Origin of the sequence: Bradyrhizobium sp. SZCCHNR1002 (assembly GCF_032381435.1) — a bacterium.
Classification (GTDB): Bacteria; Pseudomonadota; Alphaproteobacteria; order Rhizobiales; family Xanthobacteraceae; genus Bradyrhizobium; species Bradyrhizobium aeschynomenes.
The window spans coordinates 122,901-139,243 of sequence record NZ_JAUHIS010000002.1 but is presented as its reverse complement, the minus strand read 5'-3'; the positions used below and the strand labels follow the sequence as shown (position 1 = coordinate 139,243).

Below are 16,343 nucleotides of genomic sequence, written 5' to 3'. Positions count from 1 at the left end.
CGCGTCAGCTCAGCAGGCCCTGGCGCAGCGCCAGCCGCACCAGCTCGATGTCGCTGGCGACGCCGAGCTTGTCCTTGATCAGCGAGTGCAGGTTGGCGATCGTCTTGGGGCTGAGATGGAGCGCCGACGCGATCTCGTCGGTGGTGCGCTCGGCCAGCAGCATCTGCATCACTTCGAACTCGCGCGCCGTCAGCACGTCGGCGGCCGCCTTCTCGCCGGACAGCCGGCTGAGCGCGAGCTCGTGATCGATGTCGGGGCTGATCGCGATGGCACCTGCGAGCACGTCCTTGACGGCGCGCAGAAGCGTCTCCGGCGGACTGCTCTTGGTGACGTAGCCGCGCGCGCCGGCGCGGATCGCCTGCACGGCAAATCCCGCATTCTCATGCATCGTGAACACCAGGATCCGCGCGCTGCGATCCCATTGCCGGATGCGGCGAATGCCTTCGATGCCGCCGACGCCGGGCATGGTCAGGTCCATGATGACGAGATCGGGCCTGACCTCCTTGAACAGCCGGTACGCTTCCGCGCCGTCAGCGGCTTCGGCGACCACGCGCAGTCCCGGCTGCTTCTGCAGCATCGAGCGGTAGCCTTCGCGCACCACGGCATGGTCATCGACCAGCATGATGGTGCCGGCGGCCGCCGTCATGCCGCATACGGCGTTGCCGGCCGTGTCCCTTCACACGACAGGTCGGATGGGAGCGCGACCGGAATTTCGACCCGGAGGCGCGCGCCGCCGCCGGCGGCGGCCGCGAAGCTCATCCGCCCCTCCATGGAGGCGACGCGCTCGCGCATGCCGAGCAGGCCCAGGCCTGATTTTCCGGGAGCTTCGCCGGCGGCCCCGTCGTTGTCGACGGTGAGCACGGCCGCGCTGGCCGGCGCGCCATGCTCCGGTCCGTCGTGAAGCCTCAATTGCAGCCGCACCCGCGTGGCGTCGGCGTGCTTGACGGCATTGGTGAGCGCCTCCTGGGCGATCCGGTAGATATTGGTGGCGACGATGCCGGGCAGGCGATCCACCTCGGGCGTCAGGCTGATCTCGAATTGGATCAGTCCGTGCTGGCGCCTGTTCCAGCCGGCCACGAGGCCTTCGAGGCTGGCAGCCAGGCCGAGCTCGTCGACGTCGGGCGGACGCAGTCGCACCAAGGTGCCGCGCAAGCAGTCCATCATGCCGGTCGCGGTGCGCGCAATGCCGTCGCATTCCGCGACGAGGCCGGGGCAATCCTGTGCAGCCGTCTGCCGGATCGAGGCTGCGAGCGCACGGACCGCTGCGAGCGATTGCCCGAACTCGTCGTGCAGCTCACGGGCGAGATGACGCCGCTCGTCGTCTTGCAGAGCCATGAGACGCCGGGTCAGTTCGCCGCGTTGGGCGAGCGCCGTTTCCAGTCCCTCGGCGAGCTGATTGAAGGCGTCGCGGATCGCGGAGAGCTCGGCGAGGTCGAAGGGCGGCAGCCGGGCCGACAGATCGTTGGCGGCGATCCGCTGCAGCCCGGCGCGGATCAGGCGGGTCGGGCGCAGCGCGCGGGCGAGCGCCGCATGCGACAATGCGCACAACAGCACCAGCGCCGTTCCGAGCACGGGCAGCAGCCGGCGGAGCTCACGCCAGGCCTCCGCTGTCATGACGCTGGCATCGATCCAGACCACCGCATCGCCGGTCCGGCTGTCGCGGTACGTGACTGGCCGTGTCGCCTCGCGACCGGGATCGAACAATGGCTGATACAGCATGGCGAAGGCGCGGGGCGGGTCGTCGATGTCAGCTGCGGCGCCGCCGCAGATGCGCTGCACGACGTTGCCGTCGATGCCGCGATAGGCGATGCACAGGCCGGGGGCCATCGCTGCGGCCGCGACTGCATCGAGGTCGGGGAAGCCGGATGGCGGGCTGTTGACCCAGTGCATCTTGCTCTGCTGCAACTGCAGGGTTCGCGCCGTGATCTCGGCGATCCGTGCGTTGCGCGCATGCGCCGACCGGTCGAGGTCGAACAGGACGTAGCCGCAGATCGATGCAAAGCACAACGTCGCCACCACGGCGATGCGCAAGGTCAGTCGGTATTTGAGATCGTAGCGGCTCCACATCTTCAGCGCGCCCATGGCAGCCCACCCCCTTCGGCATTTAACGGCAGAACCGTCGCGGCAGAAAGCGCGGTGGCCCGCTCGCCGCCACGTCGTGAAATTTTCCCGTGTCCCGTCGGGACCGTGACCGGTTCTGCGGTGAGCGCGCGCGTCTAGCCTTGCGGCCATGCAACCCTTACGCGAGAGGCCTCGATGTCAAACACCCGCTTCGCCCGCCGCCTCATTGTCGCGCTCGTCCTCGCGGCAGGCCCGGTCCGCGCCGCTTCCGACCAGGTTCCGGCCGTGCTGGTCGACGATTTCAGTTATCTCGACACCTCCGGCGAGCCCGTGGACCAGACCGCGGCGCATCAACGCCGGCTGCAGGACTTCGTCGCCGGGCTTCGCCGCGACGTCGCCGCCGACCCGCGCCTGCGGCCGGTCAGCCCGTCCTGCGCGCCGTCCTGTACGACCGAGGCGTCATCGGAGGCGCGATTGCGGATGGCCGCCGAGGCCGGCGCCACCGTGGTGATCACCGGCGGCGTCCAGAAGCTCTCCACCCTGGTGCAATGGGCGCGCGCGGCGGCCATCGACGTCGCTACCCGGCGGGTCGTGTTCGACAAGGTCTTCACCTTCCGCGGCGACTCCGACGAGGCCTGGGAGCGCGCCGAGGTCTTCGTCTCGCGCCAGGTCCGCGATGCACTGTCCGCGCCCGAGCCGATCCGGCTGGCCCTGCTGCCGTTCGAGCTCGACGACACCAGCGCGGGTGCTGCGCTTGGCGAGAGCGATGCCGACCGCAAGCAGCTGCAGGAGGCGACCCAGGCGGTGCGCCAGGTGCTGGCGCAGTCCGGCCGCTATCGCCTCATGGAGCCGGCTGGCGAGCCCGGCCAGGCCCTGCGCGCGTGCGATGATTGCGAAGCTCGCGCTGCTCGCGCGCTCGGCGCCCAGCAGTCGCTGCTTGGGATCGTGAGGCGGATCGGCCGCACCGAGTATGTCATCGGTTTCCGCGTCCGCCAGGCGGATACCGGCGCGCTGGTGGCTTCGGGCGACAGCGGGCTGCGCCTCGGCGCCAATGACTCGTGGAGCCGCGGCGCCGCGCGATTGGTGCGTGAGCGTCTGCTCGGCAGCGGCGCCTCCGAACGCTGACCAGGCCCGTCGTCGTGGTGTCGGGGACCGTGTTCACGAATCATCGGGCGGCAGAGGCGTCCGTCGGTGTGGGAATATGGCGACATCGGCCGGCTAAGCCATCACCGCGCGCAATTTTACGCGTGCCGCTGAATGACGGCTAAGCCGCGGAATTGACTCGCCTATCGGATCGGCTGCACGCGCCATCCGATGGTCGTGCCGGATTCGCGTGTCGTATTTTACCCATGATTGGTTTTTTCGATGCAGCTTTCCGCGGGGGCATTGGAATGTTCGATCATCAATTCCTGGGCGTGCCTGCTCAGATTGCTCTGCTGTTCATGGCGGCCGCAGCCAAGGCGCCTCACCGGCGGGCCAAGCGGGCGCCGGCACCGTCACCGGTTGCCGGCATCAGTGCGGCCATTCTCCTCGCCGCGACGATCGTCATCGCGGGCTACATCGCCTATCTGGAATTGACGGGGCTGCGCGCGGAGGGCCGGGTCGTCGTGGTCAGACCCGATGCCAATGGTCTCGATCGAGAGCCGACATATTATCCGGTGATCGAGTTCGCGACCGCCTCGGGTGCGCTGGCGCGCTTCGAAGATTTCGGCGGCAGCTCGCCCCGCTATCGCGTCGGCGACCGGGTCGCGGTGCTCTACCGCGGCAACGAGACCTCGCGCTTTGCCATCGTGGATCGCGATCGAAGCTCGAATCTGCTGCTGCCGCTGTTGCCGTTCGGTGGAGCGGTGTTGCTCGGCTGGCCTTTCCTTCGCCGTTTCGGGGCGCGTGTCCGCGCCAGGACGGCAGGCCGTCCGGCGTCCCGGACGATGCGAAGCGCGCCGCATCCGCAACGCCGGATGATGAACGTTTGACAACGACGGCAGAAGCTCCGCGCGCATCGCCCGGCGGCTGCGACCAGAGGACACGCCCTCACTCCGGGCAAATCCGGGCTGTTGTTATTTGTGACGATTTCATTACGGTCACATGACAGGATGAGGCTGCCTCGATCTGCCGGCATTCGCCGGCGAGGGGCGCTGCTTTCGACCGCCCGCTTTCAACCGCCCGATGTCACTGACCCCGAACCACGAACCGATCACGACGCTGACTGCGGCCAGTGCGACGCGTTCAAACGTCGCGCGGCTGTCGGCTGTCGCCGCCCCCCATGTGGCCGCATTGGCCCTGATGCTGCACACCGAGACCGATTTCGGCGCGCGGCTCGGCTTCCTCCTGGCCTGGGGCATCCTGAACGGCTTCTGGCTGGTGCTGCTGCGGCGCCCTGCGGTATCGGGTGCGCTGGCCCTCACCATGGTGGTGGTGCTGGTGCTGCTGTCGCAGCTCAAGCATGCCGTGGTCCAGATGACCGCGAACTTCGTCGACGTGATGCTGATCGACCACGACAGTGCGGCGTTCCTGTTCACGATCTTTCCGAACCTCAAGCTGTCGGTGCTGGTGGCGGCGGCCGTGGTGCTGCCGCTGATGGGATTGCTGTGGTGGGCCGATCCGTTCCGGATCGCGCGGCTGCCGGCGCTCGCCGGCAAGCTCGCCTGCCTCGCGGCGCTGACGCTGTATTCGCTCAATTGGCGCGACGAGGCTTGGCGCGGCTATTACGACGACGGCTACCTCTCGAAGTTCGCGCGCTCCGGCGTGACCGCGGTGTCGGACTTCCTCGCCAACGGCTTCATGGAATCCGATGCCACGGCCGACCGCAAGCTGGCCGCCTTCGTCCCGGACTCCTGCCATCCGGCCGGGCGGCGGCCGAACATCGTGCTGATCCACGACGAGTCGAGCTTCGACATCCGCTCGGCTGAGGGCATCAAGGTGCCCGCGGGCTATGGCAGCCACTTCAAGTCGTTCGACGGCAAGGCGCGCCAGTTCATGGCCGAGAGCAATGGCGGCCCGAGCTGGTTCACCGAATACAATGTGCTCGCCGGGCTGTCGTCGCGCTCGTTCGGCCGCTTCGCCTATTTCGTGACCCGGATCGCGTCCGGCCGGGTGGAGCGCGGATTGCCGTTGGCGCTGCGCAATTGCGGTTACGACACGGTGTCGCTGTACCCCGCGCATGGCGCCTTCATGAACGCGCGCAGCTTCCAGACCACCGTCGGCGTCGACCGTTTCCTCGATGCGCGCGATCTCGGCGCCAAGGGCGTCGAGCCCGACGGCTTCTTCTACGACGCCGCGCTCGATCTGATGCAGCAGCGGAAGCCGGGCAAGCCGCTGTTCATGTTCGTCTACCTCGCGGCCAACCATTTCCCCTGGGAGACCACCTTCCGGCCCGACCTGACGCCGTCCTGGCGCGCGCCCGGCAATCTGCCGGCGATCGACGAATATCTGCGCCGGCAGGCGATGAGCGCGGCGGACTATCAACGCTTTCTCGCCAATCTGAAGAAGCGGTTCGGCGACCAGCCGTTCCTGATCGTGCGCTACGGCGACCACCAGCCGGAGTTCTCGCCGCACATCCTCGATCCCAAGCTCGACGAGGCCGGCATCGGCCAGAAGCTGGAGAGCTACGATCCGCGTTATTACGCGACCTACTATGCTGTCGATGCCGTCAATTTCGCGCCGCGGCCGAGCGAGGTCGTGATGGACAGGATCGACGCCGCCTATCTGCCGCTGGTCACCTTGGAGGCCGCAGGCATTCCGCTCGATCCGTCCTTCGCCGAGCAGAAGGACATCATGCTCCGCTGCAAGGGCGTGTTCTATGCCTGCGGCGACGGCGCCGAAGCCCGCCGCTTCAACCGCATGCTGATCGACGCCGAACTGATCCGGGGGCTGTGACCGGCCGACGTGGACGTCGGCCGGGGCAGGGTGGGTCTCTGCGCCACGGCTACTCCGCAGCCGCATCGGTGACGATGCCTCCGATGTTCTGCCAGTGCGCGCCATCGAACTGGATCATCTGCAACTGCTTGTTGACGCGATAATCCGTCGGCGAGGTCGTGATGCTGATGCCCGGCAGCAGCATGCCGAGCTCGACATGGTCGAGATGGGTGGCCTGCTTCAGCACGTTGTCGCGCGTCAGCTCGTCGCCGCATTGCTTCAACACCTGAACCAGCAGCTCGGCGGTGATGTAGCCATAGACGTTGAAGTTCGAGCCCTTGTCGCCGTCGGGATAGTACTTCTCCATGAAGGCGAGATAGCGCTGCACGCCGGGGTCGTTCTTGAAGCCCTCCTCGAGCGGATCCTTGACGTAGCCGACGCTGATCAGCCCCTTGGCATTCTCGAGCCCGGCAGGCTTCAGGGTCGCGCCCAGAGAATTGGCATTGATGTCGACGATGTGGACCGGCTTCCAGCCGAGCTCGGCGACCTTCTTGATGGCCTGCGCCGCCTGCTTCGGCGTCGAGGCACTGAACAGCAGGTCTGCGCCGGCGTCCTTGAGCTTGAGGATGTGCGAGTCGATCGTCGGCTCGGTGATCTCGTACGAGGATTCAGCCACGATCATCTTGGCCGCCTTGTCGCCGAGCCCGGCCTTGAGGCCGGCGAGATAGTCGCGGCCGAGATCGTCGTTCTGGTAGAGAACGCCGATCTTGGCGTTGGGATGGGTCTTGAGAATGTATTGGCCGTAGATGCGGCCCTCGACGACGTAGCTCGGATTGAAGCCCATCGTCCAAGGAAAGTTCTTGGGATCGGTGAAGCGCGCGGCGCCGGTGGCCGCGAACAGCTGCGGCACCTTCTTCGAGTTGAGATATTTCTGCACGGCGACGTTCGGCGCGGTGCCGATGATCTGGAACGTCAGCAGCACCTCGTCGCTCTCGACCAGCTTGCGCACCTGCTCGACCGTCTTCGGCGGCGAATAGGCGTCGTCATATTGGATCAGGTTGATCTTGCGCCCGTTCACGCCGCCCTGGTCGTTGATCATCTTCATATAGGCGGCCTGCGCCTTGCCGATCGTGGCATAGGCCGAGGCCGGACCGCTCAGCGGCACGGTCTGGCCGACCTTGATCTCGCTGTCGCTGGCGCCGGTGTCGTACTTCTTGTCGGCGGCCAATCCCGGCGCAGTCGATGCAAGCAGCAGCGCGAGCGCAGCCAACGCCGAAAATCCATTCCTCATGACGTTCACTCCCTGACTATTTTTTATGAAACTCATTCGGCCTTGATGGCGGCGTCGCGGATGACCGCGCTCCATTTGCTGGTTTCGTCGGCGATGAATTGGCCGAACGCCATGGGATCGCGCGGCTGCACGTCGAGCCCTTGCGCAAGCAGCTTCTGCTTCACCTCGGGGGCGGCGAGATCGGCGAGGATCTCGCGCGACAGCCGGTCGACGATGGGTTGCGGCGTCGCGCCCGGCGCCATGAAGCCGTACCAGCCCGACGCGACCACGTTCGGCAGGCCCTGCTCGCGCAGCGTCGGCGCCTGCGGATAGATCTTGCTCGGCTCCGTGGCGGCGACGCCGAGCACCCGGAACTGGCCGGCCTGGATATAGGGCAGGGCGGTGCTGATCGCGGTCAGCGTCGCATCGACGCGGCCGGCCAGCAGCTCGGTGTAGGCCATCGAGTCGCCGCGGAAGGGAATGTTGAGGCCGGTGACCTTGGCGTCACGAAACAGCAACTCGGCGGCGAGATGCGGCTGCGAGCCGGCGCCGGGCGAGGCGAAGGTCAGGCCCTCGGGCTTGGACTTGCCGTAGGCGATCAGCTCGGCCAGCGTCTTGAACGGCGCCGTCGCGCTGATCATCAGGAAGATCGGCGCCACGATGGTGCCCGCGACGGGGCGAAGATCCTTGGCGGGATCGTAGGTCAGCTTGCCGAACAGCGCCTCGGCGGTGACGTAGGGCGCGGCGGCGTAGAGCAGGGTGTAGCCGTCGGGTGCGGCGCGCGCCACGGCGTCGTTGGCGATGCGGCTGCCGGCGCCCGGCTTGTTCTCGACGATGAACTGCTGGCCGAGATGATGCTCGAACTCGGTGGCCAGGATGCGCAGCGAGATGTCGCTGGCGCCGCCGGCGCCATAGGGGCAGATCAGCCGCACCATGCGGGTCGGCCAGTCGGCCTGGGCGCGTGCGCGATGGCCGGAGCCGATCGCCAGCGCGGCTCCTGCGCCGAGCAGGCCGCGGCGCGTCATCCTCGGTTGTCTCATCGCGCGTCTCCCTGTCTGTTGCATCCCTTGACGGGTGGCTTCGGCGCGTTTGTCGCCGCGCCTTGTCGTCGTTATCAGCGTCAGATCACCTTCCGGCGCGCGAGATCGTCCATTTCCTGGTCTGATAGTCCGAGCCAGCCCTGATAGACCTCGCGATTGTTCTGGCCGACGTCGCCGGCAGCATGGCGCAGCGTCGCGGGATCGTTGCCGAAGCGCGGCACGATGTTCGACATCGCCACCGAGCCGAAATCGCGATCGGGCACGCGCGTGATCATCTCGCGTGCGACGGCCTGCGGATCCGCCGCGATCTGATCGATCGCATAGATCGGCGCGATCGTGCCGTTGGCCGCAGTGAAGCGGGTGAGGACATCATCCAGGTCGTGCGCGGCGCACCAGGCAGCGAAGATCGCGTTGAGCTCGTCGGCGTGCCGCACGCGCGAGGCGTTGTCGGCGAAGCGCGGATCGGCGATCAGATCGGGGCGATCGATGGCGCGGCAGTTGGCGGCATAGAGCGCGTTGGTGGAGCCGGCCAAGGTCACCCAGCAGTCGTCACGGGTGCGATAGACCGCAGCCGGCGCCGAATAGCCGTTGGCGTTGCCGATCCGGCTGCGGCTGAAGCCGAGCTGGTCGTGCTCGACCGGCAGGACGTCGAGCAGGCGGAACACCGCCTCGGTCAGCGCGAGATCGATCTCCTCGCCCGGCGCGTCGGGATCGGCAGCGCGTTTCCACAATGCGGCCAGCACGCCGATTGCGCCGAACGTGCCGCCGATGGCGTCGCCGATCGGATAGCCGGGATGGGTCGGCTCGCCGTCAGCCTCGCCGGTGATGTAGGTGAGCCCGCCCATCGCCTCGAAGATGCGGGCGAAGCCGGGGCGATCCTTGTATGGGCCGTCCTGACCGAAGGCGGTGGCGCGCAGGATGACCAGGCGCGGCTGGATCGACCACAGCACCTCCTTCGACAGTCCCCAACGGTCGAGCGTGCCGGGTCGGAAGTTCTCGATCAGCACGTCGAAGCGCGGCAGCAGCCGCTTGAACAGCGCGAGCCCATCCGGCGTGCGCAAATCGAGCGTGGCAAAGCTCTTGTTGCGGTTGGCGGTCTTCCACCACAGCGGCTTGCCGTCCTTGAACGGCGGGAAGGTGCGGACGCCGTCGCCATGGCCCGGCATCTCGATCTTCAGGACGTCGGCGCCGTAGTCGGCGAGCAGCGTGGCCGCGAACGGCGCGGCGATGATCGTCGCGATGTCGAGAACCTTCAAGCCTGCGAGCGGTCCGGCCATGGCGTTCCGTGCCTCTCAGCGTGCGCGCGCCGGCAGCGGCGTGCGCCTGCTGATCTCGGGCTCGGCCTGGTTGATGAGTGCGCGGATGCTGGCGGCGAGCGCATTGATGCGCGGGCCGATCTCGGCCTCGAGCTGGCCCGGCTGCAGGCGGAAGGCGGGGATGCCGCAATTGATCGCGAAGGCGCGGCCGGAGTTCGCCGCATAATGCAGCGGCGCCGCCACCGCGTGGATCGCTGGCATGTACTCTCCGACGCAGGTGCAGAATCCGCGCTCGGCGCATTGTGCGATGCCGTCGAAATAGAGTGCGGAAAAGTCGCTCCATTGCGCGGCATTTCCTGCGGCGAGCTGCGCGTCGAAACCCGCGGCCTCCTCCCGCGGCAGGATCGACGCCGCCGCGCGGCCCATCGCGGTCGCGAGCACGGTGATCGGCATGCCGATGTCGGGAACATGCGGTCCGACGTCGCCGGAGCGTGCGGTCTCGACATAGACGATGGCGCTGCCGTCGAGCAGGCCGATCGACACCGTGCCGCGGACGCTCGCGGCGAGATCCTGCATCAGCGGCCGTGCGACCTGCCGGAACGGCATGTCGGCGAGCAGCGGATGCGCCATCCGCAACGCGCGAATGCCGAGGCGATATTTCGCGAGGGCCTGGTCGAAGGCGAGGTAGCCGAGTTCGGTGAGCGTGTGGGTCAGCCGGGCGACCGTCGGCCGCGGGATGCCGGTGCGGATCGAGATGTCCATGTTGCCGAGCACGGCGGACCCCATCCCGAACGCCTCCAGCACGAACAACCCCTTGGCCAGCGTGGTGGCAAACGCAGCATCGCTGGCGCTATCAGCCAGCATCGTTTCGACGGCGCGATCGCGGCTGGGGAGCGAGGATCTTGAAGCGGCGGTCATGGAGCCAGCATGACCCATGGTGGGAAGGGAGTCCACATATTTGTAAAACTCACGATTTATCGTCCACTATGTGGACATAAGGCCATTATCGACACTCCTTGGCAGCCGGGCCGCCGCTCTCCCGATCGTGGGTTGTGGGACAGCGGCAGGCCCGCTACCGCTGTCCTTTCAACATCCGGGAGGGAGATCGATGTCGACGTCAGTCAAGCAGATGCTGGAAGCCGCCAACGCCGCGGTGCCGAAGATCACGCCGGCCGAGGCGCAGGCGATGATCGCCAAGGGCAACACGCTGGTGCTCGACGTGCGCGATGCGCCGGAGGTCGAGAAGAGCGGCAAGATCGAGGGCGCTCACCACGTCTCGCGCGGCATGCTCGAATTCCGCGCCGATCCGGACTCGCCCTATCACGACAAGAACTTCAGCAAGGACAAGAGCGTCATTCTGTACTGCGCCTCCGGCGGCCGCGCGGCGCTGGCGGGCAAGGCGCTGAAAGACCTCGGCTACGACAAGGTGTTCAACATCGGCGGCTTCAAGGATTGGGCCGAGCATGGCGGCGCGGTGGAGAAGCCGATCGATCCGGGAATGTAGACTGCGTGCATGGGGCAGGCGCAAGCCGCTCGCAATGACGCGGAGGAGTGAGCGACGGCTCTACTTCGCAATCTTGCTCCACAACCAGCGCGCCACGGCCTGCGGCGAGGACTCCGCATCGCTGCCCGACGCGCGCAGATTCGCCTGCTGCATCGTCGCGATGTCGATGCGGCCGAGCAGCGGGCGCAGTACATCCTGCAGCGCGCGATCATCGGCGCGCTGCGGCGACAGCAGCAGGATCGCGTCATAGGGCGGGATGGCCTGCTTGGGATCGTCGAGCACGACGAGATCGTATTTGGCGATCAGCCCGTCGCTGGTGTAGCCGGCGATGACGTCGACCTCGCCCGAGGCCACCGCAGCATACATGAAGTCAGGCTGCATCTGGCGCTGGGCGCGGAAGGTGAGCCCATAGGCATCGCGCAAGGCGGCCCATTCGGGGCGGGAGAAGAACTCGTAGTCGCCGGCGATCGACATCTCGCGCGTGTGGCGGGCGAGATCTTCGATCGAGCGGATGCCGAGCGCCTCGGCCTTCTTGCGCGGCATCACCAGCGCGTAGGCATTCTCGAAGCCGAGCTCGCCGAGCAGGGTGACCTTGTCCTTCGCAAGATCCTGTTTCAACGCCGCGAGCAGTGCGGCGCGCGGCAGTTGCTCCTTGTGGTGAAACTGGTTCGCCCATAGCGTGCCGGAATACTCGACATAGAGGTCGATGTCGCCGCTCTTGAGCGCACCATAGATGACGCTGGAGCCGAGCCCGGCGCGCGTGGCCGCCGATAGTCCCGCCGCCTGCATCCGGTCGCTGATCAGGGCCGAGAGCACATATTGTTCGGTGAAGGTTTTTGCACCGATGACGTAGCGCGCCGAGCTGCCGGCCAGCGAAGGCAGCAGACTGAGGCCGACCATCAGCGCGATGGTCGCGGTCCCCAGCCCGACGCGAACGCGGCTGCGCCTGCGCAAGCCGTGCTCGATCAGCGCCAGCAACTGGTCGACAACGAGCGCCAGCACGGCGGCGGCGACGCAGCCGAACACGACCAGCACCCAGTTCTGGGTCTGCAGTCCGGCAAAGATGTAGTTGCCGAGCGAGGTCTGGCCGATCGGCGTCGATAACGTCGCGGTGCCGATCACCCAGACCGCGGCAGTGCGGATGCCGGCCATGATCACCGGCAGCGCCAGCGGCAGCTCGACCATCCTCAGCGCCTGGCGCTCGGTCATGCCGACGCCCTTGGCGGCCTCGATCAGGCCGGCATCGACGCCGTTGAGCCCGGTGATGGTGTTGCGCAGCACCGGCAGCATCGAATACAGCGCCAGCGCCAGCACCGCCGGCAGGAAGCCGAACGCCGAGAACGACAGCCCGAACCAGCGCACGCTCAGCGCGGCGAGCGCCAGCAGCAGCGGATAGAACAGCGCGAGCAGCGCCAGTCCGGGGACCGTCTGCACGACACTGGCGAGTCCCAGCAGAAGATTGCGCAGCGCGGGGCGGTTGCGGGCGACGAGCGCGAGTGGAAAGCTGACGATCAGGCCCAGCGCCAGGGCAGCGATGCTGACACGCAGATGGCTGCCGAGATAATCGGCGAGATGCGACAGCGCCTCGGCAACGCGCGGATCGGACAACAGGCTCATGTGCTGCTCTCGGGCAGCAGGTCTGCGAGCCGCGCGGCCTGCCGGCGCGGCGTCGTCATCAGCTCCGTGACGTACGGCTCGCGGCTGGCGGCAAGCTCCGCGGGCGTGCCGACCTCGATGAGCCGACCGCCGCGCATCACGGCAACGCGGTCGGCCAGCAGCAGCGCCTCGGTGATGTCGTGCGTGATCATCACGGTGGTCAGTGCGAGCTGGTCATGCAGCGCGCGATAGTCTTGACCGAGCGTATCGCGCGTCAGTGGATCGAGCGCGCCAAACGGCTCGTCCATCAGCACGATGCGCGGCCGCGCGGCGAGCGCGCGGGCAACCCCGACGCGCTGGCGCTGACCTCCGGAGAGCTCGTCCGGCAGGCGGTCGCGATGCGCCGTGCGGTCGAGCTGGACGAGGTCGAGCAGCTCGCCGACCCGCGAGGCGATCTCGTGGGTCGGCGTGCCCAGCAGCCTGGGGGTGATGCCGATGTTGGCGGCAACCGTCATGTGTGGAAACAGCGCGCCGTTCTGGAAGACATTGCCGATGCGGCGCCGCAAGGCGACCGGTTCGAGATGGCCGATATCCTCGCCGGCGATGCGGATCGTGCCGCTGTCCGGCGCGATCAGCCGGTTGGTCAGCCGCAGCAGAGTGGTCTTGCCGGAGCCGGAGCCGCCGACGATGGCCAGGAACTCGCCCTCGGCGATATCGAGCGAGACGTCGTCCACCGCCGTCACGGCGCCCGTGGTGCCGGGGAAGCTCTTGCGGACGGTGCCATAGGTGATGAGGGGCGTGCGCGGCATGCGGCCTTTCGGGGCGGGGGGCCTCGGCTCGGACTGACCTAGCACGTCCGGGCGGTGCGTTGAACTTCACCGCGCAAGCGGCTAAGCCGTCCCGGCCATTTTCGGGGAGGAACTTGGACGTGACGCAGTCAACGGCCGCCGCGGTTTCGCTGGACGGGACCACGGTCGCATTCCGTCTCGCCGGCGGGCGCACCTATACCGCCGTGGAGACCGCCGATCTCGCCGTCGCCGACGGTGAGTTCGTCGCCATCGTCGGGCCGACCGGCTGCGGCAAGTCCACGCTTCTCAACGTCGCCGCCGGGCTGCTGAAGCCGGCCGCAGGCCACGTGCGCATCTTCGGCCAGCCGCTGGCCGGCCTCAATCGCGACGCCGGCTATCTGTTCCAGGCCGATGCGCTGTTCCCGTGGAAGACGGCGCTGGAGAACGTCGCCATCGGGCTCGAGGTCGCCGGCACGCCGTCGGCCGAGGCCACGGCCAAGGCGCAGCAATGGCTGACCTCGGTCGGCCTCGGCGCCTTCGGCAACCGCTATCCGCACATGCTGTCGGGCGGTCAGCGCAAGCGCGTCGGCCTCGCCCAGGTGCTGATCCGCAATCCCCGCATCATCCTGATGGACGAGCCGTTCGGCCCGCTCGACGCGCAGACCCGGCAGATCATGGGCAATCTGCTGCTCGACCTCTGGAACGCCGATCGCAAGGCGGTGCTGTTCGTCACGCATGATCTCGAGGAGGCGATCGCACTCGCCGACCGCGTCGTCATCATGTCGGCAGGCCCTGCCTCGCGCATCATCGGTGACTGGCGCGTGACCCTGCCGCGCCCGCGCGACATCTTCGAGGTGCGCATGAAGCACGAGTTCCACGAGCTTCATCGCGAGATCTGGCAGACGCTGAAGGCCGAGGTCGAGAAGACCTACAAGCAGGCGGAGGCGGTGTGATGTCGCGTCTCGGCCTGCTCGCGCTGCAATTGCTCGTCGCCGTGGTCGCGATCGCGTTGTGGCAGTTCCTTGCCACCGTGCCGGTGTTCGGCCGCGTCCTGCTGCCGCCGTTCTTCTTCTCCAACCCCGTCGACGTGTTTGCCCAGGTCGTCAAATGGTTCGCGACCGGTTCGATCTGGAAGCATCTCGCGATCACGCTGTGGGAGTCGATCCTGGCGTTCGCGATCGGCTCGCTCGGAGGCGTGCTGGTCGGCTTCTGGTTCGCGCGCAAGCCGCTGGTCGCCGCCGTGTTCGATCCCTACGTCAAGATGGCCAACGCGCTGCCGCGCGTGGTGCTGGCGCCGATCTTCACGCTGTGGCTGGGTTTGGGGATCTGGTCGAAGGTCGCGCTCGGCGTCACGCTCGTCTTCTTCATCGTGTTCTTCAACGTCTATCAGGGCGTGAAGGAGGTCTCGCCGGTGGTGCGCGACAACGCGCGCATGCTGGGGATGAGCGAGCGGCAGCTGATGCGCCACGTCTATTGGCCGTCGGCGCTGTCCTGGATGTTCTCCTCGCTGCACACCTCCGTCGGTTTCGCCGTGGTCGGCGCCGTCGTCGGCGAATATCTCGGCTCGGCCGCCGGCCTCGGCTATCTCATCCAGCAGGCCGAAGGCATCTTCGACGTCGCCGGCGTGTTCGCCGGCATGTTCGTGCTGTCGGCGTTCGTGATCCTGATCGACATCTGCGTCACGCTGGTGGAGCGCAGGCTGCTGGTGTGGCGGCCTGATGCGGCGGATGGGCGATGAGGGGCGCGGTGCTCCCACATCCTCCGCCGTCGTCCCGGCGAACGCCGGGACCCATACCGCGTGATATCGCGGTTGGAAAAGACGGGTCGTCCCGTGTGCCCCAAACCTCTCCCTGGGGTTATGGGTCCGGGCGTTCGCCGGGACGACGGCGGTGGGTAGCGCGGCCTTCTAAAGCCACATCAACACGCCTAATCTGACCAACGACAGAACGGAGGAAACACATGAACAAGATCATCGGCCGGGTCACCGGCGCGCTGCTGGCGCTTTCGCTGAGCACCGGTTTCGCCTCGGCTGCCACCAAGGTGACGATCGCGGTCGGCGGCGGCGCCTGCCTGTGCTATCTGCCGACGGTGCTGGCCAAGCAGCTCGGCGAATATGAGAAGGCCGGGCTCGACGTCGAGCTGGTCGACCTCAAGGGCGGCTCGGATGCGCTGAAGGCCGTGCTCGGCGGCAGCGCCGATGTCGTGTCCGGCTATTTCGATCACTGCGTCAATCTCGCGGCCAAGAAGCAGGAGATGCAGTCCTTCGTCGTGTACGACCGCTATCCCGGTCTCGTGCTGGTCGTGGCACCGTCGCACAACAAGGAGATCAGCTCGATCAAGGATCTCGCCGGCAAGAAGGTCGGCGTCAGCGCGCCGGGCTCCTCGACCGACTTCTTCCTGAAGTACATGCTGAAGAAGAACGGCGTCGATCCCACCTCGACCGCCGTGATCGGCGTCGGCCTCGGCGCCACCGCGGTGGCGGCGATGGAGCAGGGCCAGATCGACGCGGCCGTGATGCTCGACCCCTCGGTTACCGTGCTGCAGGGCAAGCATCCGGACCTCAAGATCCTCAGCGACACCCGCACCCAGCACGACACGCTGGAGGTGTTCGGCGGCGAATATCCCGGCGGCGCGCTGTATTCGACCGTGGCCTGGATCTCCGGCCACGACAAGGAGGCGCAGGCCCTGACCAACGCCATCGTGGCGACGCTGGGTTGGATCCATTCGCATACGCCGGAGGAGATCATGGCGAAAATGCCGGAGGAACTGGTCGGCAAGGACAAGGCGCTCTATCTCGCCGCGCTGAAGAACACGATCCCGATGTACTCGCAGACCGGCAAGATGGACCCGAAGGGCGCCGACGCCGTGCTCGCGGTGTTCTCGACCGGCTCGCCCGACGTCGCCAAGGCCAACATCGACGTCAGCAAGACCTTCACCAACAAGTTCGTCGAGCAGGCCAAGGGCGTAAAATAA

General features: G+C 67.2%; 15 protein-coding genes. 7 read left to right on the top strand and 8 right to left on the bottom strand.

Annotated features, from left to right (window positions below):
* Positions 1-4: 4 nt before the first annotated feature.
* Both QX108_RS13125 and QX108_RS13120 read right to left on the bottom strand, forming a co-directional pair.
* Positions 5-646: a response regulator transcription factor gene (locus tag QX108_RS13125; RefSeq protein WP_315725919.1), complete on the bottom strand. Its 642-nt coding sequence runs from the start codon at positions 644-646 to the stop codon at positions 5-7.
* Entirely contained in the window at positions 643-2,067 is a 1,425-nt protein-coding gene (locus tag QX108_RS13120) for a histidine kinase (RefSeq protein WP_315785625.1), read from the bottom strand. The genes QX108_RS13125 and QX108_RS13120 overlap by 4 nt, the downstream gene beginning before the upstream one ends.
* A 189-nt stretch (positions 2,068-2,256) precedes the next feature.
* Between QX108_RS13120 and QX108_RS13115 the strand changes: the two genes are divergently transcribed.
* The 3 genes from QX108_RS13115 to QX108_RS13105 all read left to right on the top strand — a co-directional run bounded on the left by QX108_RS13115 (position 2,257) and on the right by QX108_RS13105 (position 5,937).
* Entirely contained in the window at positions 2,257-3,186 is a 930-nt protein-coding gene (locus QX108_RS13115) for a DUF2380 domain-containing protein (RefSeq protein WP_315785430.1), read from the top strand.
* A 152-nt stretch (positions 3,187-3,338) separates the two neighbouring features.
* Positions 3,339-4,034, top strand: a complete 696-nt coding sequence (locus tag QX108_RS13110) for a DUF3592 domain-containing protein (RefSeq protein WP_315725923.1) — start codon at positions 3,339-3,341, stop codon at positions 4,032-4,034.
* A gap of 193 nt (positions 4,035-4,227) precedes the next feature.
* Positions 4,228-5,937: a sulfatase-like hydrolase/transferase gene (locus tag QX108_RS13105; RefSeq protein ID WP_315785428.1), complete on the top strand. Its 1,710-nt coding sequence runs from the start codon at positions 4,228-4,230 to the stop codon at positions 5,935-5,937.
* Between the two features lie 49 nt (positions 5,938-5,986).
* On the opposite strand, the gene QX108_RS13100 is transcribed toward QX108_RS13105, so the two are convergent.
* From QX108_RS13100 to QX108_RS13085, 4 genes are all read right to left on the bottom strand, one after another.
* Entirely contained in the window at positions 5,987-7,207 is a 1,221-nt protein-coding gene (locus QX108_RS13100) for an ABC transporter substrate-binding protein (RefSeq protein ID WP_172110940.1), read from the bottom strand.
* A gap of 32 nt (positions 7,208-7,239) precedes the next feature.
* The gene (locus QX108_RS13095; RefSeq protein ID WP_172131755.1) at positions 7,240-8,226 is read right to left on the bottom strand and encodes a Bug family tripartite tricarboxylate transporter substrate binding protein; all 987 of its coding nucleotides are present in this window, start codon (positions 8,224-8,226) and stop codon (positions 7,240-7,242) included.
* 80 nt (positions 8,227-8,306) lie between these two features.
* Entirely contained in the window at positions 8,307-9,503 is a 1,197-nt protein-coding gene (locus tag QX108_RS13090) for a CaiB/BaiF CoA-transferase family protein (RefSeq protein ID WP_315785425.1), read from the bottom strand.
* Between the two features lie 15 nt (positions 9,504-9,518).
* The gene (locus QX108_RS13085) at positions 9,519-10,346 is read right to left on the bottom strand and encodes an IclR family transcriptional regulator (RefSeq protein WP_315799409.1); all 828 of its coding nucleotides are present in this window, start codon (positions 10,344-10,346) and stop codon (positions 9,519-9,521) included.
* Between the two features lie 244 nt (positions 10,347-10,590).
* On the opposite strand from QX108_RS13085, the gene QX108_RS13080 reads away from it, so the two are divergent.
* Positions 10,591-10,986: a rhodanese-like domain-containing protein gene (locus QX108_RS13080; RefSeq protein ID WP_315725935.1), complete on the top strand. Its 396-nt coding sequence runs from the start codon at positions 10,591-10,593 to the stop codon at positions 10,984-10,986.
* Between the two features lie 60 nt (positions 10,987-11,046).
* On the opposite strand, the gene QX108_RS13075 is transcribed toward QX108_RS13080, so the two are convergent.
* Positions 11,047-12,603, bottom strand: a complete 1,557-nt coding sequence (locus tag QX108_RS13075) for an ABC transporter permease/substrate-binding protein (RefSeq protein WP_315785421.1) — start codon at positions 12,601-12,603, stop codon at positions 11,047-11,049.
* Entirely contained in the window at positions 12,600-13,391 is a 792-nt protein-coding gene (locus QX108_RS13070) for an ABC transporter ATP-binding protein (RefSeq protein WP_315785419.1), read from the bottom strand. The genes QX108_RS13075 and QX108_RS13070 overlap by 4 nt, the downstream gene beginning before the upstream one ends.
* A 119-nt stretch (positions 13,392-13,510) precedes the next feature.
* Here QX108_RS13070 and QX108_RS13065 point away from each other — a divergent pair, with 119 nt between their 5' ends.
* The 3 genes from QX108_RS13065 (at position 13,511) to QX108_RS13055 (ending at position 16,343) form a co-directional block, all read left to right on the top strand.
* Positions 13,511-14,323 (top strand): ABC transporter ATP-binding protein, encoded by an 813-nt coding sequence (locus QX108_RS13065; protein WP_172179724.1) that lies wholly within the window; start codon positions 13,511-13,513, stop codon positions 14,321-14,323.
* Positions 14,323-15,108 carry an ABC transporter permease gene (locus QX108_RS13060; protein ID WP_315725943.1) on the top strand — a complete coding sequence of 262 codons (786 nt, stop codon included), beginning with the start codon at positions 14,323-14,325 and terminating at the stop codon, positions 15,106-15,108. Before QX108_RS13065 ends, QX108_RS13060 begins: the two co-directional genes overlap by 1 nt.
* A 221-nt stretch (positions 15,109-15,329) precedes the next feature.
* Entirely contained in the window at positions 15,330-16,343 is a 1,014-nt protein-coding gene (locus QX108_RS13055) for an ABC transporter substrate-binding protein (RefSeq protein ID WP_315785416.1), read from the top strand.

Excerpts from the sequence above, each read along its gene's own strand:
- QX108_RS13125 (WP_315725919.1), bottom strand. The coding sequence starts at position 646 with ATGACGGCGGCCGCCGGCACCATCATGCTGGTCGATGACCATGCCGTG.
- QX108_RS13120 (WP_315785625.1), bottom strand. The coding sequence starts at position 2,067 with ATGTGGAGCCGCTACGATCTCAAATACCGACTGACCTTGCGCATCGCC.
- QX108_RS13115 (WP_315785430.1), top strand. The coding sequence starts at position 2,257 with ATGTCAAACACCCGCTTCGCCCGCCGCCTCATTGTCGCGCTCGTCCTC.
- QX108_RS13105 (WP_315785428.1), top strand. The coding sequence starts at position 4,228 with ATGTCACTGACCCCGAACCACGAACCGATCACGACGCTGACTGCGGCC.
- QX108_RS13100 (WP_172110940.1), bottom strand. The coding sequence starts at position 7,207 with ATGAGGAATGGATTTTCGGCGTTGGCTGCGCTCGCGCTGCTGCTTGCA.
- QX108_RS13095 (WP_172131755.1), bottom strand. The coding sequence starts at position 8,226 with ATGAGACAACCGAGGATGACGCGCCGCGGCCTGCTCGGCGCAGGAGCC.
- QX108_RS13090 (WP_315785425.1), bottom strand. The coding sequence starts at position 9,503 with ATGGCCGGACCGCTCGCAGGCTTGAAGGTTCTCGACATCGCGACGATC.
- QX108_RS13085 (WP_315799409.1), bottom strand. The coding sequence starts at position 10,346 with ATGCTGGCTGATAGCGCCAGCGATGCTGCGTTTGCCACCACGCTGGCC.
- QX108_RS13080 (WP_315725935.1), top strand. The coding sequence starts at position 10,591 with ATGTCGACGTCAGTCAAGCAGATGCTGGAAGCCGCCAACGCCGCGGTG.
- QX108_RS13075 (WP_315785421.1), bottom strand. The coding sequence starts at position 12,603 with ATGAGCCTGTTGTCCGATCCGCGCGTTGCCGAGGCGCTGTCGCATCTC.
- QX108_RS13070 (WP_315785419.1), bottom strand. The coding sequence starts at position 13,391 with ATGCCGCGCACGCCCCTCATCACCTATGGCACCGTCCGCAAGAGCTTC.
- QX108_RS13060 (WP_315725943.1), top strand. The coding sequence starts at position 14,323 with ATGTCGCGTCTCGGCCTGCTCGCGCTGCAATTGCTCGTCGCCGTGGTC.
- QX108_RS13055 (WP_315785416.1), top strand. The coding sequence starts at position 15,330 with ATGAACAAGATCATCGGCCGGGTCACCGGCGCGCTGCTGGCGCTTTCG.